Here is a 23,891-nt window from a genome sequence, read left to right as displayed (position 1 = left end):
GGGGGTTTCTTTTTTGACGAAAGGACACCTGACCAATGAGCAAAACCATGCTGCCGCAGGCCACAGGACTCAGCACTCCAACTGTTCAAGACGGGGATTTCTGGCAACAAGATCTGATGGCCATCGGCAAGGAGCCAACCAACCTTGAGGTTGGGGCTGGAGACATGGCCGCCGGTCTGGCCGGGTCGGGGCTGCGCGGCCTGGGCACCGGTGTTAGCGAGTTTAGCCTGGGGGATGCGGTGCGGGCCGGGCGGTCCGTTGCTGATGGCTCAGCTGCCCGCGGCCTCGTCGATACCGTCAAAGGTTGGGTCGGTGCCGAGGGTGGCCCGGTAGCCGCTGATGGGCTTATCTCATTGGCGCCCGGCCTCAATCCTCATCCTGTGAGCGATGCAGCGGCCGAGTATGCCGGCAAGGCAGCTGATGCCGTGGAGGGGGCTGCAGACTGGGCAGACAATCATGGCGTTCGCAAGGTGGCACAGGCTGTGGGCGGTGCAGTCAAAGGAGCCGGTGAGGCCATCATCGAGCGCGGGACATCCGACGATTACAAGACTGCCCTGCAGCAGCGCCAGCTGTTTGAAGGTGACAGTCTGAGCGATTTTCGCCTGGGCGATGGTGCGGGTGATCCTGCCGTCTGGGCTGCCAAGTTGGTGGATGGCATTGGTTCGCTTGGTGGCACCCTTGGCGCGGCGGCGCTGACGGGCGGCACGGTGAAGTCCATGGTGAAGCGCTCCATGCTCAAGCGCGGCGCCTCTGCTGAGTTGGCTGAGGCTACCGCACGGGAGGCAGGAATGATCTGGGGCCAGCGCGCTGCCGTTGGTACTGGCATGGCTATGTCTGTTGGGCAATCCGGTGATCAGACCCGCGAACAGGTGCTGGGCCTGCCGGTTGATCAACTGATGCAGTCTCAAACCTTCCGCGAACACGCCAGCACCGTAGCCAGCGACCCGGCGTTTCAGGGGGCGACCGCCACCCAGATCATAGAAGAGGCGCAGCGCCGCACGGCTGACACCGCGGCGTCGGTGGCTAAGTCTAATCCGGCCACCTGGGCGGCTGCTGCCGCCGGCACAATGATGGGCGATGCCAACCTGTTCAAGATGCTGCAGGGGGCCGGGGCCAAAGGCGTTGCCGCAGGCATGGTGCAGGGTGCCTTGGGTGAGGGACTTGGGGAGGCTGCTGAGGAAGGCACCCAGCAGTACGTTGGCAACACCACGACCAACCAGATCGCTGGCCAAGAGGTGGTGGATCCCATGTCCGGGGTGCTGCAGGCAGCAGCGACAGCCGGCACCATTGGTCTCGCCTCTGGTGGTGCCACCGGGGCGATCGGTGGCTTACGTGGTGGCCACGCTCAGCAGGAAGGCGGGGAGCAAGCTGCCCAGGCAGGCGAACAAGACAAGCAGATGGAGATCAACGCTGAGGCATGGGATCGCGGCATCCCCAGCAAGTTCCGGCAATCTGGCCAAGCTGATCCAGAAGTTGTAGACATTCCTGATCTGAGTGCGGCGCGGGAGCAGATGGCCGGCGAGACCACACCGGGCGCCTTCACCCTGGCCGTTGATCAGGGTGGCTATCGCGGCGTCTATGTGGACAGCAATGGCAAGCTGGCGGAGACGCCTCTGTACGCCGATCGTGAGGGGGCCTTGGTGGCGATGCGCCAGAACCCCACCTTCTGGACAGACGAGCAGCACCAGGAGGCGGCGCAGCAGAACGAAGCGGAGATCGAAGCGCTGCGCGCCCAGCGGCAGAACAACGGGGCATGGGCCACCGGGCGCCCTGGCAAAAAGCCGGATCCGGCAGGCGGGCCTGCCGAGGTGCCTAGTGAGCAACAGCAGCAAGAAGACAGCCGGGATATCCCGGCTTTTTTACGCCAGGGCGACACCGCCGGGCGCTTCAAGGGGTTTGCCGAAGACAGCGAAGTGCAGCGGGCACTGGCCGGCGAGTTTGGCCAGTCAGTCCAAGAGTTGGTTGCTGCTCAGATGCAATCTGGAGACCTTGGCAAGACGCTGCAGGAGCGGGTGCAAGCCGGTGAGCTGGGACAGGATCCCTTTGCTGGCCAGAATTACCTGGAGTCCATGGCCGCTGGCCGTCGGCTGGGGTTGCCGCTCAAGGATGTGATCTTCGCTGGTGATGCCAACGCCAAGCAGCCGGGGACCGACCTGGCAGAGCCTGGCGCCTTTGATGACCAGCCGGCAGGCACCGGCCCTCAGTTCCGTGGCGGGGAACGCACCCGCTGGCAGCAGGGGCAGGATGGAGAGTGGATCCCGGCGGATGGCGGTGCCCGAGCTGCTGCCGGCCAGGCGTTAACCGGGCGCACCATCGAGGGGGATGGCCGTGAAGTGGGTAGTGAGCTGCCATTCCGTGACGTGGTGTATGGGAATGACAACCGGGATGCCGCCACTGGACAGGAACAGGCGAGCCGTGACAAGGCCAATGCTGAACAGGCGGCCCGCGCTGCAGCCGAGCAAGGTGGCGTGCCGCCGCAGATTGGGCAGTCAGACACCATCTTTGCCGGCGGCGAGCCGGGGGCCGATAGCCGCAACAGTGCCTACACCCCGCCGCGACTGGCCCGGGATCAGGTGGATGACACCCTGGGCGAGCAGTCAGTCCGTGATCCGCGCACCGAAGCAGGGCGGGCCATCCAGCAAGCCGGCAGCGAGGCGGATGCCATCTTCAGCCAGCTCAAGTCCCTGCGCATCACCAAGCGCGGCCAGCCGTTCGGCAGTCGCAAGGAGGCCCAGCTGGCCAGCCGGAAGACTGAAACACCGATCGAGCTGCCCACCGGCGGTTTCGGTGTGGTGGACAAGGCCGAGCTGGAGCAGGTGCAGGCCAATCAGCAACCAGATGCAAGCACCCAGGAGGATGCCAATGGAGTGCCCGAGCCTGTGCCCGAGGAAACCAAGCTGCCGGATCCGGCGCGGCAGGACGGTATGCCGCCAGCTGATGATCTGGCACCTGGAGAAAACACAGCCCCGGCCCATGACGCGGGGGTTGCCGCATCTGGGCCCCGCTTCACCATCGAGCCGCTGACAGACAAGAGCATCATCGTCAAAGGCGACAAGGCCGACGCCGAGCTGAGAGCCGTAGTAGAGGGCGCCTGGCCCAAGGCCAAGCCTCTCTACAACGAGAAGCAGAAGGGCTGGGTGTTCAGTACCAAGCGAGAGGGCGTGGTACGGGAGGCGCTGGCCGGGCTGCAACAGGCAGCTCAGCCCGCTGGTGCTGAGCAGATCGAGCAAAATGGCGAGAATGGGGCTGTTACGCCGGCGGGGGTACAGGCGTCCACTGTCGATGCGACAGGCTCAAAACGCCAAGATGCGCCAGCCAAACCCGCAGCGACCGGCAAGCTGCGGGATACTGGCAAGACACTGATCAGCCTCGGGCGTGACAAGGAAAACGCACCTCGCCAGACCAACACCCCGAAGCGGGCCAGCCAGGCAGCCAGCGCGATCCGCGACGCCCAGAAGATGCAGGCGGACGGTGAGACCCTGATCAAAATTGCCGATGCCGTGGACGCTGGCGAGGCACCGCACCTGGCTAAGCTGAGCAACAAGGCCCAGTACCAGGCCCTGGATCAGATCCACCGACGCGCCATTCCTGCCAAGCACATGGAGGGTGGTGAGTATCGAGGCTACTACGAGGGCCGCACCGAGCAGCGGCGCAAGACTGGCGTGACCGTCGATGACTATGCCGACCAGATCCAGTACCCGAAGATCAACGCCCACCCGGATCACCTGCGAAGTGCAGCCAATGCCCTTGGTGATATCCGTGGGTACAAGGGATTGGCCGGCAAGCTGAGCTATGCCGCCAGACTGGTCACCAACGCCGACCGATTCCGACCAGCTGAACTTGATGAGGACACCGCCAAGGCCTTGGTCAAGGCCGCCAAGGACACCGGGAACCGTGATGTGAAATGGGCCTCTGAAAATGTGGAGTCTGGCCTGGCTACCCGGGAACGCTTGCGCCGGATGGGCATCGACAATAGCGATCAGCTGGTTGCCGCCATCAAAGAGCTGGATGCCATCCAAGTGCCACGCAAGCAGGAGAGCCGGCTGCAGCAGCTGGAACGCGGGCTGGTTGGTAACAAGATCCCCGGCTACTTCAACACTCAGGGCGAGGCGCTTAACCGCGTCATGGCTGCTGCTGGCGTCAAGCCTGGTGATGAGGTGCTGGAGCCGTCAGCCGGTAAGGGCAATATCGCTGATGCTGCCAAGCAGGCCGGCGCCAAGGTGGACACCGTAGAACGCCACAACACCCTCCGCGAGATCCTGGCCGAGAAGGGGCACAACCTGATCGGCAACGACTTCACGCAACTGGAACAGGGCAAGCTGTATGACAAGGTGATCATGAATCCACCGTTCGAGCAACAGCAGGACATAGACCATGTGCGCAAGGCATGGCAGCACGTCAAACCTGGCGGGCGCCTGGTGGCAGTGATGAGCGCCGGGGTAGAGGGCAACAGCAACCGTAAGGCGAGCGATTTCCGGCAGTGGCTTGAGGACAACGGCGGCAGCATGGAACGCTTGCCGGAGGGCTCATTCAAGGCGTCAGACCGCTCAACCGGCGTCAACACTGTGATGGTGGTGATGGACAAGCCGGAAGGCGTGCCAACTCAAGACGAGATAGCGCAAGCCAGATCTGAGGTGAACACCGCTCCTTCAGAAGCTCAGAAGGAGGCCGGTAACTACAAGATGGGGCACCTGCGCATGCATGGCCTGGACATCACCCTGGAGAACCCCAAAGGTTCAACTCGCTTTGGCACCGATCAGGAAGGCAACGCCTGGTCAAGTACCATGGTCCACGACTATGGCTACATCAAGCGCACCGAGGGGGCTGACGGGGATCATGTGGATGCCTTCATCGGCGATCAGCCGGAAAGCCAGAAGGTCTTTGTAGTGGACCAGGTAGACCCTAAGACTGGCCGCTTTGATGAGCACAAGGTCATGCTTGGCTTCCAGGATGAAGCTGCAGCCAGGGCTGGCTATCTGGCCAACTATCAGTCTGGCTGGCAGGGACTGGACGCGATCCACGAAATGCCGGTCGAACAGTTCAAGCAATGGCTGGCAGAGGGAGACATGAAGCGGCCGGCGGCCAAGCAACTGGAAGAGCCTGTCTCCGAACTGGCCAAACGCTTCAAGTCGGCCAATGGCATGAAAGAGCCTACCGGCGAAGTCAGCTTTTCCAAGCATGACGGGGATCCTCTTGAGCAGCACTCCACATCCAAGGAGCTGGAGCTGTTCGTGAAGGGATGGCAGAAGCGGTACAAGGGCGGTGCCGGGGTGCGGATCTTGGTGGGTGATACCCAAGCTGATCTGAATGAAGTGCTGCAGATGGTAGGGGCCGAGCCGGCACCCAAGGGGCAGCAGGTGGAGGCCGCGTATCTGCCTGGTTACAAGACGCTGCTGCTCAATGCCGCCGCCATCAAGAACGCCAAGCATGCCCGCCAGATCCTGCAGCATGAGGTGCTGGCCCACCATGGCCTGCGTGAGGTGGTGGGGGATGACGCCTATATCTCCATCATCGAGGCGGTGAAGCGCGGCAAGAACATCGCCGCCATCAAGCAGGCCTATTACGACGTGGCACAGAACTACAGCGACATGCACCCTGATGTGCAGGCCGAAGAAGTCTTTGCCCATTGGGCAGAGAACCAGCCGGAGCGCGGGGAGCTGGCCTTGTGGTGGCGCGGCATTGTGCGCCGGGTGAAGGATGCGCTGCGGGCTGTTGGGCTACTGGGCGAGCGCACCACTGAGGACGAACTGGGGCGGGTATTCGACGCCATCGTCACGGGCATGAAGAATGGCCGCAAGCCTGGGCGCCGTGTGATGGAGGCTTGGAACGAGGCACCGGTATTCAGCAAGAAAGGAGATCCTTTCACCCCAGATAGGTTTGATGCCAGACAGTTTGCTGATGAGGTTGAACGGGCTGCCAGTGACCCATCTGCTCGGCGTGAAATCAGTATGGGAGACACGCCATATGTGCTGCGACGGCTGGGCATGGATGCGATTGAAATGGTAATGCCGGCATCTGTAGTTCGCAAAGCGACGAAGCCTGAAGTGCGCGGGCACTACGTCTCCCTGGATGTGCTGAAAGATCTACCAAAGCACCTGAGCGATCCAATCGCAGTGATGCGGTCACGCACAGAGGTGAATGCTTTTGTGTCGCTGATCGAGGCAACTGATGAGAACGGAGATCCTGTGATTGTGGCTATCCATGGCAATGCCAAGGGCGAATCGCGGATTGAGGTGAACAAGATCGCCAGCGTATATGGCAAGCAAAACAGCAGCGCGCTACAGCGCCAGCTCAATGACGGGTTGGTGTACCTAGATAAAACGAGAGCCGCTAAATGGCTGCCGACGGTCAGGCTCCAATTGCCTGAGGCGGGCGCCTTCCAAAATAGCGGCTCCAAGGAAAGTTTACTCACCAAGGACGATATCCGCAACAGCCAAGCCCTGTTTCGCCTCGGCGGCGCGACGGCAGATGATCACCTGGGATCTGCTGAGCGCAAGCTGAACCTGGTACCGCCTCCTGATGTGATCGACAGAACAAAGAGCCGCATTGAGGCCTTGCGTGGTGCCGACAAGGAACAGGTCAAATCCTGGTGGCAACAGCTGATCCATAAGGCCAACACCAACATGCTGGACGGCCTGGCCCCCATCAAATATGCCGAAGAGGCACAGGGCAAACTCGATGCAAGCGAGTCAGGCTATGCCGCCGCACGTTTGGCCACTGGCTCATCATCAACCATGCAGGCAACCCTGCTCTACGGCCTGCCAGAGTGGAACGATGGCGTGATCCAGAAGAAGGCCGGCACCGGTGAGGCAGATTCGCTGCTGGGCATCTTCGAGGGCCTGGGCAAGGATCTGCATAGCTGGCTTGGCTGGATGGCGGGCCACCGGGCCGAACGCCTGATGGCCGAGGGCCGGGAGAACCTGCTCACCAGCGAAGAGATCCAGGCGCTCAAGCAGCAGGGCGCTGGCAAAGAGGCCAAATTCGACGAGGCTAAGGCCAAGTGGAATCGCCTGAATGGCGCGACCCTCGACCTTGCCCAAGAGGCTGGCCTGATGACCAAGGAGCAGCGGGATAGCCTCAACGACGAGTGGTACATCCCCTTCTTCCGCGAGAGCGAAGATGGCGACGTGTTGGCACCGTTCAAGGCCAAGGGCATTGCCAACCAGTCCGCCGGCATCAAGAAGCTCAAGGGCGGCAAGGCCAACGTCAACGACCTGCTGGAGAACATCTTCACCACCACCGGGAAGCTGATCGATGCCAGTATGAAGAACATGGCCGCCCAGAAGGTGGTGTGGAACCTGGCCGAGACTGACCTGATCGAGGTGGTGCCCAAGCCGAACCTGATGGACATGCGGGCCAGTGCTAAGCCGGGCAACCAGATGATCTGGGTCAAGATGGATGGAGAGGACTATCTCATCAAGGTGCATGATGCCGATCTGTTCCGGGCCATGACCATGATCGACCAGAAGCGGGAGCGGGGCCCTGTCATGCAACTGGCAATGAAGGCCAAGCACCTGCTGACCGCCGGGGTAACCTCCAGCCCGGAATTCATGCTTCGCAACTTCATGCGTGATGCGGTGAGCGCCTGGGCCATCAACGAGGATGGCTTCACTCCGCTGATTGATTCGATCAAGGGTGTGAAGCAGACGCTGAAGATGAACGGCGGCAGCATAGACATGATGTTTTCCGGCGCCTCATTCCTGGGGGGCTACGTCAGCGGCAACAACCCGGAGGCCATGGCGTCTTCTGTCCGCAAGGCGTTGCGCGCCAAGGGCATGAACCCGGATCAGATCGACCGCTACGAGAAGAGCCTGATCCGCAATAGCAAGCAGGCCTTGGATGTCCTGGGCAATGTTTGGCGCAAGTACGAGCGGATAGGGGAAGCCATCGAAAACGGCGCCAGGGAGGCGGTCTACTCGGCGGCCATCAAGGCCGGGAAGTCACACGCCCAGGCGGCCTTTGAAGCCAAGGACCTGATGGACTTCTCCATGTTGGGCAGCTCCAAGGTGATGCAGTTCCTGGTGGACGTGCTGCCATTCTTCAACGCTCGCATGCAGGGTCTTGGCAAGCTGGGTCGGGCGATGCGTGACAACCCGGCTCAGATCGCCCGGCGTGGAGGCATGATTGCGGCCGCCTCCCTGGCGCTGCTGGCCCTCAACTGGGATGACGACCGGTACGACGACCTGCCTGACTGGGACAAGGATCTGAACTGGCACTTCTTCCTGGGGGACCAGCACTTCCGCATTCCCAAGCCGTTCGAAATCGGCCTGATCTTCGGCACCCTGCCAGAGCGCATGACTCGGGCTATGGGCGGCAAGGACACCATGGGCAAGTTCGGCCAGGTGGTGGCCAGGAATATGCTTGAGACCTTTGCCATCAACCCGATTCCCCAGGTGGTCAAGCCGATCAGCGAGGCCTACTTCAACTACGATCCGTTCCGCGGCGGGCCCATCGACAACCTGAGTGACCTCAACGTGCGGCCGGAGGCCCGCTACGATGACCGCACCAGCCTGCTGATGCGTGAGCTGGGCGAGCTGACCGGCTGGAGCCCCAAGAAGCTGCAGCACATTGTCGAGGGGTACACCGGGACCATGGGGGCCTACGTGCTGGCGGCCGGCGATGCGTTGACCCGCGCCTTTGGCAACTACGGCAGCAAGCCGAGCTTCCGCGCCGACGAGATCCCGCTGCTGCGCACTGTCTACCAGGGGAGCGCCCCGGCTCGCAGCTCACAGGCCATGACGGACTTCTACAAGCTGCTTGAGCAGGTGAACAGCCTGCAGGCCACTATCAATCGATACCGCAAGGAAGGCCGCTACGAGGATGCGACCGAACTGCTGCAGGAGAATCGGCAGGCTCTGGCCGGCAGGCAGCAGCTCAACGCAGCCCAGAAGCAGTTCCGGGCCCTGCGCAACGAGATGCAGCTGATCATGCGTGACCGCACGCTGACGGCGGAGGGTAAGCGGGAGCGGGTTGACCGCCTGCTGGCCCGTCGCAATAACCTGGCGTCCCAGATGATCCACCGGTTCGAGATGCAATAGCGGCACGCTTTCTGGCCTTGCCAGTCTGGTAAGCTGGCGAGTCACATGGAGGTGCCGCTTATGCGTGATTTCATCGGACTGCTGTTTCTGATCCTGGCCGGAATGCTGGTGACCAAGCATTTTGCCTTGGGGATCCCACCCTTCATTCTCGGTGGGTGGTTGCTGGCGGGGAAGGGAAGCGCCAAGTCTGCTGATGGCGCCGCCGCTATCCTTGGCGGCCTGGGGATATTGGCCGCCCTGGTGGTGATCGTTATTGCGATTGCTGAGGCGATTTTTTGAAGCTCGGTCTCAGCAGGACATAGCGGCAGGTTTTCAACCCAGAACAGAGGTAGGCTTGCCTGGCCTCTTTCTTGGTGTCGTAGATAGTGATGCCTTGATCTTCCATGGACTGCAGCGTTTCTGCTGTCAGCAAGAGAGCTCTGGAATGGTCAAACTCCAATGGGTGCACCTCTAATACTTGCCAGTTCGGCCTCCCGCTGTCATACACCTCCTCCCGATAGAACCTTGGAATACTCTCTGTAGTTGCGATCACATAGCTCATGCCAGATACCCTATTGGTGTGCCTTGCGCCAACGTTCAATCATGTCCTGCGTCACATCATCTTTGTAACACAGTGGAGAGTACCCACCAGCTCTTGAGTAGGCGCTTCTCCTGCCGCAGCGACTGCCGTTGCTTGCATGGTTGTATGGGCAAGGGCAATTCCCAGGGTAGTTGTTGATCGAGTTTCGGATCAGCTGTTGGACAATTTCTTGATCGCTGACGGTCTTTACCGGAGCTGGTTTGGCCGCAGTTGTTTTTTGTGGAGTAGCCAAGAGTGGAGGGACGGTGGCCTCGTTCGCTTGAAGGCCTGCGGAAGCCATCAGCAGAGCAGCCGACAAACAGAAAATCATCCTTGATTTCATCTTGAATGCCTTGGTGGTGTCATATGAGTGTGCTCGAGACCATACCAGGGCTCACTATGTTTGTCATGTTTGAACGTGGGTTGAGCGACCGATGCCTCGAGAGCTAGAGATTGCCCTTGCAGCCTGAACAAGAGCCCGGCCATGTGCTGGGCTTTCTCTGTGAGAAATTGTGATAAATATCAAAAATGCGGTTGAAATTGGCGGGTGCTGCAAGTGCTAAATGTGTACTAGATAAGCATTGCTAATTTTGGGGTCAAAAATGAAGTAATAATGAGAACTTTAAGAATATATGTCAGCAAAATCAATGCATTGAAAATGCTAACCACTCCAACAAAATGACTTATTTGTTAGGATGTGGTGCTAATTGATAGCTTATAAGCAAATCAAAGTTGCAAATTTGATTTCAAATCATGTGAAACACTAGGAGTTCAGCATATTGCACGCCGAATCTTGTATCTGTATTGTTGCGTCGTCACCGGGAATTACTGGTGATAAGGATCCCCACTGTCACGGGGTCGAGCCGTGACAGTGGGGGAGTTTGATAACCCAGACGGGCCGTCGAAACAGTGAGAATTTATCACCAACGGTGATGAATTGCACCCGTCGTGACTATGGAGTCACAATATGCACTACAACAGCCTCATAGCGCTGGAACGAGCGTCAGAGACCGTACGGGCCGTGCGCCATTTGCTGGTCGTAATGAGTTCAAAAAAACTGCGGGATCCTCACCTTAATGAGGCGGCAAGGATAGCACTCGCGATGCAGCTTAAAGAAGCAGAGCAGGATATACAAATTGCACTGAACGAAATTCATTAACAATAAAATAGCCCCTCCTTTGTGGGAGGGGCTCAAGATGTCTTATGCGTCGCGATTGCCTACCTCTATTACTGTTTTACCACCTACGGTAGTTCTTATCTCGTCAGCTGCCTTATTCTTTTTAATGTCATCTTCCATAATCTTGAGAAGTACACCATCCGCAGTTGATCTCATTGTCTCTTTAGCTTTACTGAAAGCGGACTCATAATCCCCGCAGGTTTTGTGCTTACCAGAAATATAATCGATTACCAGTGGTTCTGGGTAATTACTTATTGGGTCAGTATATACCTTGTTCAATTTTTCAAAGGGAATTTTCTGTCCGCCGCCGGACAGGAAGAAGCTCTCCCTTTTTACATACCCTGAAACCCTATAACCACATCTTCTAGTGTCTATAGGGTGTGTTAGTGTGGAAGAGCTTCCCTTTTGCTCCATAAATGACTTCACATGTGATGAATACTCATAAATAAGTGTGTCTGTCCGGCCATTTTCGTAGTTTATTCTGAACTCAATACTTTTTTTCGTATGCTCAACATCTGAGTCTTCACGAACCACGCCAATAGCGCTAAACGAACAACTCAATATAATGGTAAATATAATGAATCTCATTGTCAGTCCTTGATCTATTGCATTTAGTTTAAGCTAATCACGCGGTCTGCCATCGCCAACTGTAAAACATGCCAGTGAATAGATTAATCTTGCTAGTTTTCATTGATATGGATTGTGTTTTATTTGCGGTGATGAGAGGATTAGGAGATAGGGCAGTGATGTCCTGAGTCCACAATAAAGCCATTGGCAATCGAAACCTCACAATTTGAAGCCGTACCCTGGGACAAATGAGTGGATAGCTCCCAGTTGACCATCCTCATAAGGGGTACCTGGCTATGCTCATGAAAGACCACATTGAATCCTGTAAACGCAAGGCCCACCAGATCAAATCTGATTATCCTGAACTGAGCTATGTGAAGCGGCTAGATGTTGCTGCAAAAGCTCAGGGGTTCAAGCACTATACTGCGCTGAAGAAGCTGTACGATCTGCTTGGCCCGGATAAGTCGCCGTCACATCTCGCTATCGTGGAGGCCGGCGGCGATCCAGCCTTGTCGCCATATCAGATGGTGAGTAAAAGGTATGTGGACGGTTGGTCACAAGCCAAGCCTGTTTAGACTTTCGATAGTGATGGGGCCCGGCATTTGCCGGGCTTTTTCGTTGGGGAATTAGCTGTTCCTGCATCTCGAAAAATCAACAGCTTGCGATCAGCCGATATTCCCCGGAACATCTAGCGAACCCTAGTAAATGCTCGATTCCACTGCGGATTTAAAATCCCTCGCTGGCAACGGCGTGCCGGTTCGACCCCGGCACCGGGCACCATATAAAACAAGTAGTTACGCTACAGCCTCTCTCCTGAAAAACCTCGAAACCTAATATTACCTAATACTCTTACCTAATACTCTCAGCGTTTCTTGACCGCATCGACGGCCGGGACGACCTCGATTGAGCGGTCATAGACGGCCACCTGTGCCTCTGTCTTGTGACCACTGATCCGCTGTTTGTCACGGCTGGTACCAGCCACATCGGAGATCGCCTTGGCCTTGATGTCGTGGAAAGTGAAGTCCAATGGCCATCCCGTTTGCTCACGGGCGGTCTGGATTGCTTCACGCCAAGCGGAGTTGAAGCCATTGTCCGTGTAGGGGCTGCCATTGGGCTTGCAGATCACATAGGACGATCTGATCACGGCGGATGACAGTGCCTTGGCCTGTGCGATGGCAGCGCGCAGGCGAGGGGACCAGGCTTTGATCTGGATCTTGGCTGTCTTGCCCTGCTGGATAGTGATGCCGTCGTCGCCAACCTGATCCCATCGCATGACGAGCACATCACCCTTGCGGGCGGCACAGAGATAACTGAGCTCCATAGCAACTCGCACTGCCGGCCTGGCGGCATCCATCACCACCTGATACTCCTTGTCGGTGATGTAACGGGTGCGAGCCTTCTCCTTGAACTGGCGAACCCCTTGGCAGGGATTGCGCTTCACCTTGCCTCGCTCATAGGCCCAACGGAACACCCTGGAAAAGAATGCCTTCTCACGGTTTGCCTGTACCTTTGAGTTTTTACCCCGGCGGTCCATGTATTGGCGGATATGGTGGGGTTCGACTTTTCCAGGATCCATGCCGCCGAACACTTTGAGTACGGGAACAGAATATTTCCGGTAGTCCTTCTGGGTGGTCGAACTCAGGTCATTGAAGTCTGCTGACTCGAAGAATTGATGTACCAGCCGCTTGATCGTGTCGCCAGCCTGTTCAGCCATCAGGTGCTCATAAGCTGCCCATACCGCGGACTGTGCTGCGTTCAGTGCAGCCAGGCGGACAGATCCGCCGCTGCTTGGGTGGTATTCAAAGGCTGACTTGCCACGGTACACCCTGGGTGGGAGCCATGGATCTACCTTTCGAGGCCTGCCCATCAGATAGCCTCCAGGTTGAAGCCATCGCCTGAGCTCTGGCTGGCCGCCCGGCTCATGGCGCTTAATGGGAAGCGGATGTTCTCGCTGGTTGTCCGGATCTTTCCTCCCTTGCCTTCAATAAAATAGATGCCGTTCCGAGACAACACTTCCTTTTGCTTTGCCGCAGTGGCATAGCCTGTCAGCTCTTCCAGCTCAGCATCAGTCAGAATATGGAATGACATGGATTGCACCTCATCAGATTGCCAGTAACAGGCTGCGGCCTGTAATGCCGACCCAGCCGAACGGGATATCGTCGTCAAAGTCTGGTGGCGGGTTGTTGTAGCTTCCTTGGGGCTGGCTTGGCTGACCCTGGCCGGCGGCAGGGTGGGGCGGACGGTTGCCGCTGGCACCGCGGCTATCCAGCATCTGCATCTCGTTCACGACCACCTCGGTGGTGTAGCGTTTCTGGCCCTGCTGATCCTGCCAGTCGCGGGTTTGCAGCTTTCCTTCCAGGTAGACCTTGGCTCCCTTCTTCAGGTATTCCCCCGCTATCTCCGCCAGGCGGCCATAGGCCACACAGCGGTGCCACTCTGTGCGCTCTTGCTGCTGACCCTGCTGGTCTTTCCAGACTTCACTGGTGGCCACGCTCAGGGTGGCCGCCGCCTTGTTGTTGGCCATGTAACGGACTTCCGGATCCTGCCCCAGGTGGCCGATCAGGATGACCTTGTTGACGCCTCGTTGTGCCATGTGTGCTCCTTGGTTCTATGCCTTAGGCGGCTTGTTCGTCTTCAGCAGCCATTTCGGAATAAAGGCCAACGTCACTACTTGCAGCCAGGTTATCCACCGTTTCGGTGGGTTCGGCGGTGACATGGTTGTGGATAGACGGCTGGGTGACCTCTAACAGCTGGGCTGCGCGCAGGTGGACCATATGCAGGATGTCTTCACCAATGGTGATGAGGTGATCGCGGTCGAGGCGCTCTGCCGGACGGCGCTCCCAGCGCCAGTCCCGGTCGAAGATGATCACTGCAGAGGCAAAGCCGCTGGCACAAGGCTTGTCCTTCTTCGGGTCTCGGGGCTTGTACCAGGCTGGGGCCTCAAATCCAATGCGGCCGCTGATGAACTGGATGAAGTCTGCATCCTCTGGCCACCATCCTTCACTGGTAGCCGCTTTCACCAGCAGCATGATCTTGGCACCCTGGTCGCGCTGGGTCCGGCAGTAGTCCAGGATGTTCTCCATCCCGGTAATCGGGTTGCCATCATCGTCCAGCTCTTGGCGAGAGTAGGGCGGGTTGCCATAGCAGGCCCCGCCTTGGTGGCGGGAATCGGCGGCCCAGTCCTGGAGCAGGGCGTTCTCGGCGGCGGTGTAGTAGCAACCCACCAAGGCGTTGCCATGATCAGCAAACAGATCCAGCACGACAGGGCCGATCTTCGGGGTGAAGGTCCAGAACAGCCCCCAAGCTAAAGGCTTAGGCGTCTGCCACTGGTCGCCTATTTCCTTGAGGATATGAGTCGGCTGATCCTGCAAAGTCAGCAGGCGCTGTGCGTAATGGTTCATTGCTTCACCTTGTATTTGACGATGTCTGCCTTGCGTTGGCCGCGCCGATCGAATCCGGGCACGATGCCCTTGGTCTTGCGGCGGGCGACCAGACCGGCTTTGACCAGGGCCTCTAGGTGCGGGCGGACGTTGCGGCTGTCAAAGCCCATCAGACCCAGGCCCCGCTCCAGCGCCTCATTGATGGTCATGGCCGGTTTGCCTGTCAGCCAAGCCAGGATCTGCTGGCGTTTCTCGGTGGTACTCGCTTTATCGTGTCGCATGCTCATCTCCCAACTTGCTACCCGCTTCCCATCACGAAGGCCGCGCACGCACGGCCTTGATGCTGGGTTAGGGGGCGACGGCTTCCAGCACCATCAAATCGGGCATGGCCTTGCTGACTTCATCCACCACGGTGTTGAAGGCATGCTCAATGGTCACATCAGGCTCGATCAGCTCAACCCACAACTTCAGCTCACCGTCCCGCAGGCGATAGCGCACCCGGCACTCAACCAGGTAGTGCTTGCCGTTATGGAACGGTTGGATGGAGAGCTTGATCTTCTCGGGTAGTGCCGCTTGGCCGCTGCCGTTCTTCTCATCGGAGAAGGCAACGGAGAAGGTGCCGTCGTTCAGGCGGCGAACGCTCTTGAACTCCGACTTGCGGGTTTCCTGGAACACCAACACCATCTCCAACAACTCGGCACCAGACGGGCCGGCATACACCTCACCCACGGGGGCAATGTCAGCGATGCGGTTTTCCAGAAACTCGGCAAACTCCAGTTGGCCCATGGAGCGCTTGTCGACACTCGTCCAGGCCTTCCAGGCTTCAGATAAGGGGCAGTCGTACACGGCCTTGTGGCTGCACCATTCAGGCAACGTTGCACTGTGGTAGTCGATGATGCCGGTGATCCGCTTATTGCTCACATCCGCGAAGATCACACTGTCATCGGTAGAGAACCGCTCCAGATAGCCAACCAGGGCTTGCTGAGTGAGTACCTTGACGGTCTCCTTCACCCGACTGGGGTTATCCCGGAGGGACTCCAAGTCATGCAGTTTGTAGCCTTCAGGGACGATCGCATGGGCACGAATCCCACCGAGATCAGGTTTTTGGGTAGCACTTACCAGGGCCTGCCACTGCGACAAGCCTTCATGTTGTTGTTCCATGGTGGTTCCTTTTGCTGTTGCGCTGTGTTGGTTGAGCGTTTACCGGCTGGCGGCTTGCATGGGGGTGCTCTTGCCGGTGTCGGTGGTTGGGACAACCTGCAGGTCCAGGGTGTTCTGGTGCGGGTCGTTGCGGAGCAGATCACCATCAGCGGTGGACCACATAATGGTTTCTGCCCGATCCAGTTCCGGCTTGCTGGACTTGATGCTGGGGGTGATCTTCACTGCATCTTCATCCCGCTTGTTCAGCATGCTCACCTTGAGGGTCAGGGTGATCGTGCCTTGCTTGCCGGTCTCACGGACGGACTTCACAACATCGGCCATCGCCTCGGTGAGCTCGTCGTTCAATGAACCGCGGTTGAAAAAAGCCAGTTGCTGGTTGAACGGGGTTTGCGTCATTTCTGCCATGGTTGCCTCCTAAGGCCTCATCGTTGAAACCTGCGCCTCGTGGCGGCTAAACGCCTGTGGGCCGGTGACTGGCCCCGAGGTGGAGGGAATAGCTATCTCAAGAACGCCGCCGGGTTACTGCCGGCGGTCAGGTTGTGGCCCTGGTGCCTCCAGGTACCGATAACCAGTTGGCAATCATCGGCGGCAACATCCCCGAGAAGGAGCTTCCAACTGTCCGCGGCGCTGAGCCGCATTGCCACAACGGCGGATTGCACTGGAGAGGCCGCACCGCAAGCTTTCCTTTAAACTCCAATGCAATCCCAGTTGTGTGCTCCGTTTCGTGGAGCGGGCGGCCCGGGGAGGGCACCTGTCGGCGTCTCTTGGGCTCTGCCGTTGCCCGTGCTTGCGTGAAGTTCACCCCGTCACGCTGGGGGCTCTCTGCATTACTGGCAGCCGCAGGGCTGCATGTGCTTGGCGACCTCATCCGGGTCGCCGCCGGCGGCGATAGGGGTGGCCACCTGGTAGCCGAGACGGAAGATCAACTCTCCGATCTCCCAGCCCATATCCCGGGCCAGGCGGTATTGGATGATCAGTTCTTCGGCCATGGTGGTGCTCCTATCCGTTACGCCTAGTTCTAAAGGCCACTGCGTCAGCTACCGTGTGGCGAGACACGTCAAACTTTTCCGCAATGACTGACGCAGACAATCCGTGGTCACAGTGGAGTTGTCGCCATAAGTCCACATCTGCGTTACTGTGCTTCGCGCCTGTGGCATGCTCGCCAAATCGAGTTAACGTGAGCCCGATGGCATTGGCCTTGCGTTTAACTGAGGTGGGCGTCCTTGCTAACTCTCGAGCTATCTGCTCAAGCGGAACTACCCCTGCCAGTTGCTCAAGCATCCGTTCTTCCGTGACGCTCCATACTTTATGCGCCTTCGGAATTGGTCCAACTGACCGCTTGGCTCTGGAGGCAATGCAGCGCAAATTGCCGTAACTGATGCAGTACTTGTGCGCCAACTCAATGGCTGGCACCTGGCCAAGTTCCTGCAGTAATTGCCGCTTTATGTTTGCGTCCATCACTTACCCTCTTCCGTGGTGCTTGTTCTGCATTGCTGCTGCAGCCAGGTGGCGACCTTTGGTGTCTATCTCCGTAAGTCCAACTAGCGTGCAATACCTAAAATTGCGCTTTACCTTCCCTCACACCCATAAGAAAAAGGCGCAGTTGTTAAATGCCATCTAGCTGCAGCGCAATGCAGACCGGGCTCTCACCGGTTGCGAGTTCGGCGCCCTATAAGCACCGCCCCCTCTTCTGTCTTTCCAGCGCCAGCCGGTCACCAGTCATTTTTCGGATTGCACCCTGGTCGGCGTGAGCCTTGCCAGGGGAGCGCCGCGGAGGATGCTGGCCCGGTTGCCGGTGTTATGTCCCAAGGGCGGCTTCCTCGCCCTGCCCGTGTTGTGCGGGCCCTCCGGCTGGGGTGACACACAAAAACTAACTAATGGTTATCATAACTAAGGTTTTCATCATGTCAATAACCAATAGTTACTTTCTGGTCTTGGGAATTGCGGATTGCTTTGAAGTGGATATTCTTGGTGAGGGCCAATTGCATCCTAAGGAGAGGGAGAATGAGTCTTGTCGAGTGTCAGAGCTGTCATAACCTGATAGAGGATGGAACTGAGGTGTGTGATAGCTGCGGGAAGCGGATTGATGGTGGCGGCTCGGTTGCTCCAGCCCAGTCGTCAATCCCTCACATCGCCAGGAGTGCTAGTGGCAAATCCAGCAGTAAGGAGGACTTAATTCGTAGCATGCAGCAGGGGAAGCCAACAACAGCGATGGATCTTCTTGGCATGATTTTGGCTGCGGCTGCATTAGTGCTTGCAGGTGTGGGGGCAGGAATGATCAACCCCGCCTTGCCCTACATCTTGTTGGGTGTTGTTTTCCCCTTGGGGGTGGCGGGCTTCTATGTTGGGCGCAGAACAGGAAATGCAGCAAGTGGCGCGCTGTGGGCCAGTCTGCTTGGCCCGGCAGGTTTAGTGGTCGCGTTTGTCTTGCCGGACAGAACAAGGGTGCCTTGTCCTCACTGCAAAGAGCTAATTAAGCTGGATGCGAAGATTTGCCCTCACTGTCAGCGAGAGAGTTGACCTATTCCTTGAAAACCATGCAGCGCACCACCCCACAGATGCAGACAGTTTCATCAACGGGGCGCGTTGGGTATTGGGGATTTAGCGGCTTCAGGTACCAGGCGCCGGCATCGTCGACCAACTCTTTGAATGTGGTTTCGTTGCCGACTCTGGCAACAACACGGCAAGGCGGCTGAGGCTCAACGTCTGGGTCAACGATGATAATCGAACCATCAGGGTAGCTGACCCTGCCGGTAGGGGATGTCATCGAATCACCGCGCACGACTACTGCATATGAGCTAGACCCAACCCGCACCGGGCTGGGGATGTACTCCTCTGCCATCTCTACGGAAGGCACATCACCCGAATCACACAACATTCCTGCAGATACCCATGAAATCAAAGGCACATGCCAGACGGGTACCTGGGCAATTTCAATGTTCTGATCGCCCTGGTCACTTCCTGTCAGTAGCCATTGAACAGTCTTTCCCGTGATTTTTGACAGCTCGCCCATGCGCTTCAGCTCGGGGAGTCCATCCCCGACTAGCCATTTGCGGATTGCGACGAGTGATATGTCATCTCGCAAACTGCTTTTCAACTTGGGAGCTCGGCCGCGTACCGGCCAGCCAAGCTCATCCAGCGCTGCATTAAGTCGCTTTGCGAATGCTTCCTTATCGGCCTCAAATCGAGCCATTTCTTCTGATGTCCGGTTCATAAGTTAACACTCAGTTATTTTTGACGCAATCGAAGATAACTTTAAGTAGTTGCATTTAAAGCTAACCGATAGTTATGATTAGCGACGCAACAAAACACAGGACGCCATATGGACGAGCTGCTTAAGCGATTCAAGACCAAGGCCGCGATTGCCAAAGCCTTGGGAGTTTCTGGCCCTGCTGTATCACGAGCATTCCGCAGGCAGAAGGTACCTGCCACCTGGGTGCCAAAACTGATGGAGCAAGGAATGAGCCACAAAGTGCTCACTTCGTTGCCGCTCGACAAAAAGGCGGCAGACATTCTAGCAGCCCTGCCAAAGCGGGGCTAACCAAAGGTTATTTAAATCATGCCAGCCATTGACGTTATCGGCACGAAGCGCGGATTTCGGCCCCAGAGCACCGCCTTCATTTTGGAGGCGGCACTAAGCGAGTGGCAGCGGGTGGACCATCGCTCGTTCCAGGCCTGCATCCAGAACGTCCGCGAGCTCTACCACGCCAACCACTGGGATGCGGTGCTGGACATCGACTGGCCGAGCCATGAAGACCCCGCCGAGCAGATGAAGCTGGGCGCCCAGAAGGTGCGCCGCTGGCTGCGGCTGGAACACAAGATCCCCGGTGACATGTGGTGCGACCTGATCCGGCTGATTGCCGGCGCCATGCCGACCTCGGTGCGAATGGGGCTGGTGAACGGGCTATTCGGCCATACCGGCGGCGTGTTTATCGAAGACAAACCTGCATCGGCAGAGGTGGGGCATGTGCGGGCCGCCAGTGATATGGCCAAGGAGAGCGGAGAGGCCATTGCCGCCGCGCTGAATCTATCTGGCAACCCGAGTCTGGATGAGCTGCTGGTCGCCAAAAAGGAGCTGCTGGAGTCGCGGCAAAGCAATGACCGGCTTATCGGCTCGATCGACTCATTGATCGCCTTGAAGCAGTCGGGCTCCGCCGCAGTACCGGGCGAGGGTGATCAGGGATGACGTGGCAAATCACCGGCCAGCCAGGCCAGGACTTTCTCAATACCACTGAGTTTGGTGTCGCATTGCCGACCGAGCTGGATGGCCGCACGCATATAGGCCGCGCTGGTAAGGGCGCCGACTTCATCAAAGATGTCCTCGACGGTGCTGGTGAGTTGGGACTCCAGTTCCTGGTCGGTCAGCTCGTCTGCCCGGTACATCAGCTTGGCGTAGTTATCAGCTCTACCAGCATACACATGGGATTTGGCAGCGGGCTGCCACACGAAACTGATCGCGGAAAGGATTACCAGCGCCAGGCCAAGGAACCAGTTTTCGCCGAAGGATGCAAAGACGGACGAACCCAGAACCAGCTGAGCAAAGGTCAGCAGCTTGTCGACTCGCGAGTAGAGGCGGGCATGCATGCTCTCCATGAAATAGGAGTAGCTGAGCTGGAACTGGAGATCGTCACGTTTCATGTCATGGCCTTAGCGTTGTGGCTGTTTTGGTGGAGGTGGTGCCGGTTGACGAGGGATACGGCCAAACCGGTCTTCTGGCTCAACGAATGAGTTCATATCGACTCCTGTGCTGTTGGTTGAGAACTGGACAGCTGAACCATAGCACGGAAGGGAACCTGACCCAAACAGGTCGCTGGCCCGGCGTTAAGGGCACCGAATTGGGCATACAGGGCTGAGCCAATTGGCCTGAGAAATGAGGGAATCGCTATGAGCGAGACATTCGATAACTACCGGATCGCCCTGCTAACCCAGCGGCTACGGGCGGCGATCAGCTGCACAAGCGTTGGCCCAAATTCCAGCAACAGCCGCAGCCTTTGCGTGCCATTCAATCCTGGTCACTCGATGAAGGTGGCCAGCCTCGCCAACGACGTACTGGACATCGTGTTGGGTCGCTTACTGGCCTGCGCCCCGCAAGAGGTTATCGATCAGATGCTGGATGAAGTTGATAACGCTGTGGTGCGACAGGGTGTGTTTGAGATGAGCAATGCGCGTAAGGAGCTGGTGCGGGAAGCCGCGTTTAGAGAGCTGGAACGCTCCAATCGAGAGGGACAAACCGAGGCCAGGCCAGATAAGCCGGACAGGGCGGCCCCTCTTAACACTGGGCGTTAGCGGGACATTTGTTGCCAGAGACGGATCACATCTACTGGTTGGCTTGCGTCACATCGGAAGTCCAGGTCGGTGAACTCAGGCTCACACAGTAATAGGTCTGCGATGTTCTGGCCTTTGCCAGACAGGTGAAGGGTGGCGCCCGCTGGTGAGTGGGTGATCAGGCGAACCAGATGATATTCGCCGTCCTCTTCCAGCTGGATGACATCGCCGACTTGAAGGGCGGTTCTGAACGTAACCGCGCCCTTAGGGATCTGGTCAGTGTCGTACTGGGTCAGGAATTGGATGAAGTAGTCGTAGGTCATGGCTTGCTCCTTGGTGAAGCGGTTGCTTGTGAGAGAGCCAATCGTATCAGGCGGCAGGCCGCCAATAAAAGAATGCCCCGCACTGCGGGAACAGTCGGGGCGCGGATCACGACGTCTGAGGAGACCGTGAACATGAATGAGCGTAACAGGGATAAAGCGATTTTTCTACTGCGAGGTCAGTTGGTTAGCTGGGACGAAATCCTCCTGGCGTTCCAAGCCGGTTGGCGGACGTGGCAGGGCAGGGAGGTGAGCCATGGGTAACGTAGTTCGGGCCGAGTTTGGGCGGCTGCATGTCGCCGATGCCCATGCGGCGGCCAAGGGGGAGCGTGTGGCGGATTGTGATGATGGCTATACCAGGCTGGCCAATGAGCTGCTTGACGCTCTGATAGAGGCTGACCTGACCAAGCATCAGTACAAGGTGGCCTTGGCTGTGATCCGCAAGACCTACGGGTTCAACAAGTCGTTTGATCGCATCACCAACAGCCAGATTGCTGAGCTTGCCAAGATCCCAGAAACCCGGGTCAGTACGGCCAAGAACCAGTTGCTGGACATGGGGATCATCGTTACCAGCGGTCGCAAGATCGGCCCCAATAAAGTCCTTTCTGAGTGGTCTACAAATCTTCCCCAAAACGGGGAAAGTTTCCCCGAAAGCGGGAAGGAAAGTTTCCCCGAAACAGGGAAAGAACCTTCCCCGAAACAGGGAAACACAAAAGACACTATTCAAAAGACAAGAAAGACAAAGAGCAAAAGCATTTGCGCGGAGCCCGCTGTCGCGGACTCTGCGCCGGTGGTGGTTGAAGGCGTTCTCGTTGACGAGGGGGTCTACCATGCCGAACCCGAGCAGACCTCCCAGGTTGCCAGCCAACCAAACCAAACCACTCCAGCACCAACGCCTGATGTCAACGAGCCAGTGGCAATCCTGCTGCCGCTCAACACCGGTGAGGGCTACCCAGTCACGGTGGCGTTCGCCGACCAGATGCGGAGCCTGTACCCGGCGGTGGACGTGGCCCAGGAGCTGCGGGCCATGTGCGGTTGGCTGATTGGCAACCCTACCAAGCGCAAGACCAAGCGTGGCATCACCCGGTTTATCACCTCCTGGCTGGCTCGGTGCCAGGACAAGGGCGGCAGTTCTGGCATGGCACAGGCCTACCTGCAGCCCGCCGGCACCCTGGATGTGAACGACACCCGCTGGACCAAGTACCTGCAGGAGGGTTTCTGATGACTCAGCCCATGCCATTGGCCGCCCTGATGCAACGGGGTATGCCGACCACGGCCAGTGAGCCGGTGCGCCAGGCGCCCATCAGCGCCAACGATGCCGCCACGGTGGCGATGATGTTCGAGCAGTTGAAGAGCGTCTTCCCGGCCTGGCGGCACGCCTTCCCGACCGTTGATGCGCAGGATCGCGCCCTGGCGGAGTGGACCCGGGCCCTGGTGGATGCCGGGTGTACCAGCCGCGAGCAGCTGCAGCTGGGCATGCAGGTCGCCCGTCAGCAGTCCATCCCCTTCTTCCCGGCCCCTGGCATGTTCATCAAGTGGTGCGAGATCACCCCGGAGGCCCTGGGCCTGCCGACGGTGGATCAGGCACTGGCGGATATCGCCCGCCACCGCAAGACGCATCCGGCCGTGGTGCTGGCTGCCCGCGCCACCAAGTGGGAGCGGCAGACCCTGAGTGCGGACAGGTACCGCGAGGTATTCGCCCAGGCCTATGAGCAGCTGCTGCGTCGGGTGGTGAAGGGTGAAGACCTGGCGGCCGAGGTGCTCAAGGGGCTGCCAACCCAATCCCAGATCCAGCACAGCCCGGAGTTTTACCAGCAGGCTGGGCAGCGTGGGGTGGCGTCGTTGAAGGCGATGCTGCGTGGGCGGTCAGTCAACGGAGAGGGCCTGTGATGCTGTTCGGTGGCGGTTTTGCGGTGGGGTTTCTGGTGGGGGCTGCCGTGGTGTTGGCGGTGCTGCTGTTGGTATTGGTGCTGTCGCTGCTCTGCACCCCAACGCTGGACCCGAGGGAGTTTGGTGATCACCTGGACCCGGCGTTGATCCGCCAGGCCGAGGTGGATGAGTTGGTTGAGCTGGCCGCGCAGGCCAGAAAGGAGATCAAGCATGGGTAAGGTGATTTTCTGGGGCCTGATGGCGTTTGTGACCCTGTTCTGCGCCTCGGCGCTGACGCTGGTACATGCGGGCGGCTGGCTGCCTGGCAGTGGTGAGACGGCGGATCTGGCCTGGTTGGTGGTGGCAGTCGGCCTGTTGGGGGTGCTGTTGCTGCCCAAGGTATACGGGGCCGTGGTCGTGTTCGCGCTGCAACTGTTGATCAACCTGATCGCCGGTGTGCTCGGCCTGCTGGCGATGGGGATGAAGTGGGTGCTGCGCTATCTGACGGCCTGGGACACCCGGCTGACCCGCTGGCAGCGTGAGATGAGGGGGTAA

General features: G+C 58.4%; 25 protein-coding genes. 12 read left to right on the top strand and 13 right to left on the bottom strand.

Going from position 1 to position 23,891, the window contains the following annotated elements; translation table 11 throughout:
* Positions 1-35: 35 nt before the first annotated feature.
* The gene (locus ABD847_RS01845; RefSeq protein WP_345009471.1) at positions 36-9,038 is read left to right on the top strand and encodes an LPD38 domain-containing protein; all 9,003 of its coding nucleotides are present in this window, start codon (positions 36-38) and stop codon (positions 9,036-9,038) included.
* A gap of 60 nt (positions 9,039-9,098) precedes the next feature.
* Positions 9,099-9,317, top strand: a complete 219-nt coding sequence (locus ABD847_RS01840; protein ID WP_345009469.1) for a hypothetical protein — start codon at positions 9,099-9,101, stop codon at positions 9,315-9,317.
* Here the strand turns inward: ABD847_RS01840 and ABD847_RS01835 are convergent.
* Positions 9,289-9,579, bottom strand: coding sequence for a hypothetical protein (locus ABD847_RS01835; RefSeq protein WP_345009467.1), 291 nt, complete (start codon positions 9,577-9,579; stop codon positions 9,289-9,291). The two genes, ABD847_RS01840 and ABD847_RS01835, sit on opposite strands and share 29 nt — an antisense overlap.
* Positions 9,580-10,564: 985 nt before the next feature.
* Here ABD847_RS01835 and ABD847_RS01830 point away from each other — a divergent pair.
* Positions 10,565-10,756: a hypothetical protein gene (locus ABD847_RS01830; protein ID WP_345009465.1), complete on the top strand. Its 192-nt coding sequence runs from the start codon at positions 10,565-10,567 to the stop codon at positions 10,754-10,756.
* A gap of 42 nt (positions 10,757-10,798) precedes the next feature.
* Here the strand turns inward: ABD847_RS01830 and ABD847_RS01825 are convergent, their stop codons facing one another.
* A complete protein-coding gene (locus tag ABD847_RS01825) occupies positions 10,799-11,362 on the bottom strand; it encodes a hypothetical protein (protein WP_345009463.1) in 564 nt (187 codons plus the stop codon).
* Between the two features lie 281 nt (positions 11,363-11,643).
* Between ABD847_RS01825 and ABD847_RS01820 the strand changes: the two genes are divergently transcribed.
* Positions 11,644-11,916: a hypothetical protein gene (locus tag ABD847_RS01820; RefSeq protein WP_345009461.1), complete on the top strand. Its 273-nt coding sequence runs from the start codon at positions 11,644-11,646 to the stop codon at positions 11,914-11,916.
* 287 nt (positions 11,917-12,203) lie between these two features.
* Here the strand turns inward: ABD847_RS01820 and ABD847_RS01815 are convergent, their stop codons facing one another.
* From ABD847_RS01815 to ABD847_RS01780, 8 genes are all read right to left on the bottom strand, one after another.
* Positions 12,204-13,055 (bottom strand): tyrosine-type recombinase/integrase, encoded by an 852-nt coding sequence (locus ABD847_RS01815; RefSeq protein WP_345009459.1) that lies wholly within the window; start codon positions 13,053-13,055, stop codon positions 12,204-12,206.
* 152 nt (positions 13,056-13,207) lie between these two features.
* On the bottom strand, positions 13,208-13,429 hold the full coding sequence (locus ABD847_RS01810) for a DUF4224 domain-containing protein (protein ID WP_345009457.1): 222 nt from the start codon (positions 13,427-13,429) through the stop codon (positions 13,208-13,210).
* A gap of 13 nt (positions 13,430-13,442) precedes the next feature.
* Complete coding sequence (locus ABD847_RS01805) at positions 13,443-13,934, bottom strand: single-stranded DNA-binding protein (RefSeq protein ID WP_345009455.1); 492 nt, start codon at positions 13,932-13,934, stop codon at positions 13,443-13,445.
* Between the two features lie 22 nt (positions 13,935-13,956).
* Positions 13,957-14,742 (bottom strand): phage N-6-adenine-methyltransferase, encoded by a 786-nt coding sequence (locus ABD847_RS01800; protein WP_345009453.1) that lies wholly within the window; start codon positions 14,740-14,742, stop codon positions 13,957-13,959.
* On the bottom strand, positions 14,739-15,002 hold the full coding sequence (locus ABD847_RS01795; protein WP_345009451.1) for a helix-turn-helix domain-containing protein: 264 nt from the start codon (positions 15,000-15,002) through the stop codon (positions 14,739-14,741). The genes ABD847_RS01800 and ABD847_RS01795 overlap by 4 nt, the downstream gene beginning before the upstream one ends.
* A gap of 67 nt (positions 15,003-15,069) precedes the next feature.
* A complete protein-coding gene (locus ABD847_RS01790) occupies positions 15,070-15,882 on the bottom strand; it encodes a DUF2303 family protein (protein ID WP_345009449.1) in 813 nt (270 codons plus the stop codon).
* A 39-nt stretch (positions 15,883-15,921) separates the two neighbouring features.
* The gene (locus ABD847_RS01785; protein ID WP_345009447.1) at positions 15,922-16,287 is read right to left on the bottom strand and encodes a hypothetical protein; all 366 of its coding nucleotides are present in this window, start codon (positions 16,285-16,287) and stop codon (positions 15,922-15,924) included.
* 422 nt (positions 16,288-16,709) lie between these two features.
* Positions 16,710-16,871 (bottom strand): hypothetical protein, encoded by a 162-nt coding sequence (locus tag ABD847_RS01780; RefSeq protein WP_345009446.1) that lies wholly within the window; start codon positions 16,869-16,871, stop codon positions 16,710-16,712.
* Positions 16,872-17,886: 1,015 nt separating this feature from the next.
* On the opposite strand from ABD847_RS01780, the gene ABD847_RS01775 reads away from it, so the two are divergent.
* Positions 17,887-18,402: a hypothetical protein gene (locus ABD847_RS01775; RefSeq protein ID WP_345009445.1), complete on the top strand. Its 516-nt coding sequence runs from the start codon at positions 17,887-17,889 to the stop codon at positions 18,400-18,402.
* Between the two features lies 1 nt (position 18,403).
* Here ABD847_RS01775 and ABD847_RS01770 read toward each other — a convergent pair whose 3' ends face one another.
* On the bottom strand, positions 18,404-19,096 hold the full coding sequence (locus ABD847_RS01770) for a LexA family protein (protein WP_345009443.1): 693 nt from the start codon (positions 19,094-19,096) through the stop codon (positions 18,404-18,406).
* Positions 19,097-19,204: 108 nt separating this feature from the next.
* On the opposite strand from ABD847_RS01770, the gene ABD847_RS01765 reads away from it, so the two are divergent.
* Complete coding sequence (locus tag ABD847_RS01765) at positions 19,205-19,423, top strand: hypothetical protein (RefSeq protein WP_345009440.1); 219 nt, start codon at positions 19,205-19,207, stop codon at positions 19,421-19,423.
* 18 nt (positions 19,424-19,441) lie between these two features.
* Positions 19,442-20,068, top strand: coding sequence for a hypothetical protein (locus ABD847_RS01760; protein ID WP_345009438.1), 627 nt, complete (start codon positions 19,442-19,444; stop codon positions 20,066-20,068).
* On the opposite strand, the gene ABD847_RS01755 is transcribed toward ABD847_RS01760, so the two are convergent.
* On the bottom strand, positions 20,059-20,520 hold the full coding sequence (locus tag ABD847_RS01755; RefSeq protein WP_345009436.1) for a hypothetical protein: 462 nt from the start codon (positions 20,518-20,520) through the stop codon (positions 20,059-20,061). The genes ABD847_RS01760 and ABD847_RS01755 overlap by 10 nt on opposite strands.
* Before the next feature lie 246 nt (positions 20,521-20,766).
* On the opposite strand from ABD847_RS01755, the gene ABD847_RS01750 reads away from it, so the two are divergent.
* A complete protein-coding gene (locus ABD847_RS01750) occupies positions 20,767-21,168 on the top strand; it encodes a hypothetical protein (RefSeq protein ID WP_345009434.1) in 402 nt (133 codons plus the stop codon).
* On the opposite strand, the gene ABD847_RS01745 is transcribed toward ABD847_RS01750, so the two are convergent.
* On the bottom strand, positions 21,165-21,470 hold the full coding sequence (locus tag ABD847_RS01745; RefSeq protein WP_345009432.1) for a hypothetical protein: 306 nt from the start codon (positions 21,468-21,470) through the stop codon (positions 21,165-21,167). The genes ABD847_RS01750 and ABD847_RS01745 overlap by 4 nt on opposite strands.
* A 253-nt stretch (positions 21,471-21,723) precedes the next feature.
* Here ABD847_RS01745 and ABD847_RS01740 point away from each other — a divergent pair, with 253 nt between their 5' ends.
* Genes ABD847_RS01740 through ABD847_RS01725 form a run of 4 tightly spaced genes read left to right on the top strand, consistent with a single transcriptional unit; the run spans position 21,724 to position 23,891 of the window.
* Complete coding sequence (locus ABD847_RS01740; RefSeq protein ID WP_345009431.1) at positions 21,724-22,689, top strand: replication protein; 966 nt, start codon at positions 21,724-21,726, stop codon at positions 22,687-22,689.
* Positions 22,689-23,357 (top strand): replication protein P, encoded by a 669-nt coding sequence (locus ABD847_RS01735; protein WP_345009429.1) that lies wholly within the window; start codon positions 22,689-22,691, stop codon positions 23,355-23,357. The genes ABD847_RS01740 and ABD847_RS01735 overlap by 1 nt, the downstream gene beginning before the upstream one ends.
* Positions 23,354-23,575: a hypothetical protein gene (locus ABD847_RS01730; RefSeq protein ID WP_345009427.1), complete on the top strand. Its 222-nt coding sequence runs from the start codon at positions 23,354-23,356 to the stop codon at positions 23,573-23,575. The genes ABD847_RS01735 and ABD847_RS01730 overlap by 4 nt, the downstream gene beginning before the upstream one ends.
* Entirely contained in the window at positions 23,568-23,891 is a 324-nt protein-coding gene (locus ABD847_RS01725) for a hypothetical protein (protein WP_345009425.1), read from the top strand. Before ABD847_RS01730 ends, ABD847_RS01725 begins: the two co-directional genes overlap by 8 nt.

Origin of the sequence: Pseudaeromonas paramecii, from assembly GCF_039540575.1 — a bacterium.
GTDB classification, from domain to species: Bacteria; Pseudomonadota; Gammaproteobacteria; order Enterobacterales; family Aeromonadaceae; genus Pseudaeromonas; species Pseudaeromonas paramecii.
This window is presented reverse-complemented; position numbering and strand designations above follow the sequence as displayed.

What these genes read in the sequence shown, in the direction of transcription:
- ABD847_RS01795 (WP_345009451.1), bottom strand. Translation starts at nt 15,002, where the DNA reads ATGCGACACGATAAAGCGAGTACCACCGAGAAACGCCAGCAGATCCTG.
- ABD847_RS01790 (WP_345009449.1), bottom strand. Translation starts at nt 15,882, where the DNA reads ATGGAACAACAACATGAAGGCTTGTCGCAGTGGCAGGCCCTGGTAAGT.
- ABD847_RS01840 (WP_345009469.1), top strand. Translation starts at nt 9,099, where the DNA reads ATGCGTGATTTCATCGGACTGCTGTTTCTGATCCTGGCCGGAATGCTG.
- ABD847_RS01845 (WP_345009471.1), top strand. Translation starts at nt 36, where the DNA reads ATGAGCAAAACCATGCTGCCGCAGGCCACAGGACTCAGCACTCCAACT.
- ABD847_RS01825 (WP_345009463.1), bottom strand. Translation starts at nt 11,362, where the DNA reads ATGAGATTCATTATATTTACCATTATATTGAGTTGTTCGTTTAGCGCT.
- ABD847_RS01735 (WP_345009429.1), top strand. Translation starts at nt 22,689, where the DNA reads ATGACTCAGCCCATGCCATTGGCCGCCCTGATGCAACGGGGTATGCCG.
- ABD847_RS01750 (WP_345009434.1), top strand. Translation starts at nt 20,767, where the DNA reads ATGAGCGAGACATTCGATAACTACCGGATCGCCCTGCTAACCCAGCGG.
- ABD847_RS01755 (WP_345009436.1), bottom strand. Translation starts at nt 20,520, where the DNA reads ATGAAACGTGACGATCTCCAGTTCCAGCTCAGCTACTCCTATTTCATG.
- ABD847_RS01820 (WP_345009461.1), top strand. Translation starts at nt 11,644, where the DNA reads ATGAAAGACCACATTGAATCCTGTAAACGCAAGGCCCACCAGATCAAA.
- ABD847_RS01725 (WP_345009425.1), top strand. Translation starts at nt 23,568, where the DNA reads ATGGGTAAGGTGATTTTCTGGGGCCTGATGGCGTTTGTGACCCTGTTC.
- ABD847_RS01785 (WP_345009447.1), bottom strand. Translation starts at nt 16,287, where the DNA reads ATGGCAGAAATGACGCAAACCCCGTTCAACCAGCAACTGGCTTTTTTC.
- ABD847_RS01805 (WP_345009455.1), bottom strand. Translation starts at nt 13,934, where the DNA reads ATGGCACAACGAGGCGTCAACAAGGTCATCCTGATCGGCCACCTGGGG.
- ABD847_RS01760 (WP_345009438.1), top strand. Translation starts at nt 19,442, where the DNA reads ATGCCAGCCATTGACGTTATCGGCACGAAGCGCGGATTTCGGCCCCAG.
- ABD847_RS01830 (WP_345009465.1), top strand. Translation starts at nt 10,565, where the DNA reads ATGCACTACAACAGCCTCATAGCGCTGGAACGAGCGTCAGAGACCGTA.
- ABD847_RS01765 (WP_345009440.1), top strand. Translation starts at nt 19,205, where the DNA reads ATGGACGAGCTGCTTAAGCGATTCAAGACCAAGGCCGCGATTGCCAAA.
- ABD847_RS01835 (WP_345009467.1), bottom strand. Translation starts at nt 9,579, where the DNA reads ATGAGCTATGTGATCGCAACTACAGAGAGTATTCCAAGGTTCTATCGG.
- ABD847_RS01770 (WP_345009443.1), bottom strand. Translation starts at nt 19,096, where the DNA reads ATGAACCGGACATCAGAAGAAATGGCTCGATTTGAGGCCGATAAGGAA.
- ABD847_RS01740 (WP_345009431.1), top strand. Translation starts at nt 21,724, where the DNA reads ATGGGTAACGTAGTTCGGGCCGAGTTTGGGCGGCTGCATGTCGCCGAT.
- ABD847_RS01815 (WP_345009459.1), bottom strand. Translation starts at nt 13,055, where the DNA reads ATGGCTGAACAGGCTGGCGACACGATCAAGCGGCTGGTACATCAATTC.
- ABD847_RS01775 (WP_345009445.1), top strand. Translation starts at nt 17,887, where the DNA reads ATGAGTCTTGTCGAGTGTCAGAGCTGTCATAACCTGATAGAGGATGGA.
- ABD847_RS01810 (WP_345009457.1), bottom strand. Translation starts at nt 13,429, where the DNA reads ATGTCATTCCATATTCTGACTGATGCTGAGCTGGAAGAGCTGACAGGC.
- ABD847_RS01800 (WP_345009453.1), bottom strand. Translation starts at nt 14,742, where the DNA reads ATGAACCATTACGCACAGCGCCTGCTGACTTTGCAGGATCAGCCGACT.
- ABD847_RS01780 (WP_345009446.1), bottom strand. Translation starts at nt 16,871, where the DNA reads ATGGCCGAAGAACTGATCATCCAATACCGCCTGGCCCGGGATATGGGC.
- ABD847_RS01745 (WP_345009432.1), bottom strand. Translation starts at nt 21,470, where the DNA reads ATGACCTACGACTACTTCATCCAATTCCTGACCCAGTACGACACTGAC.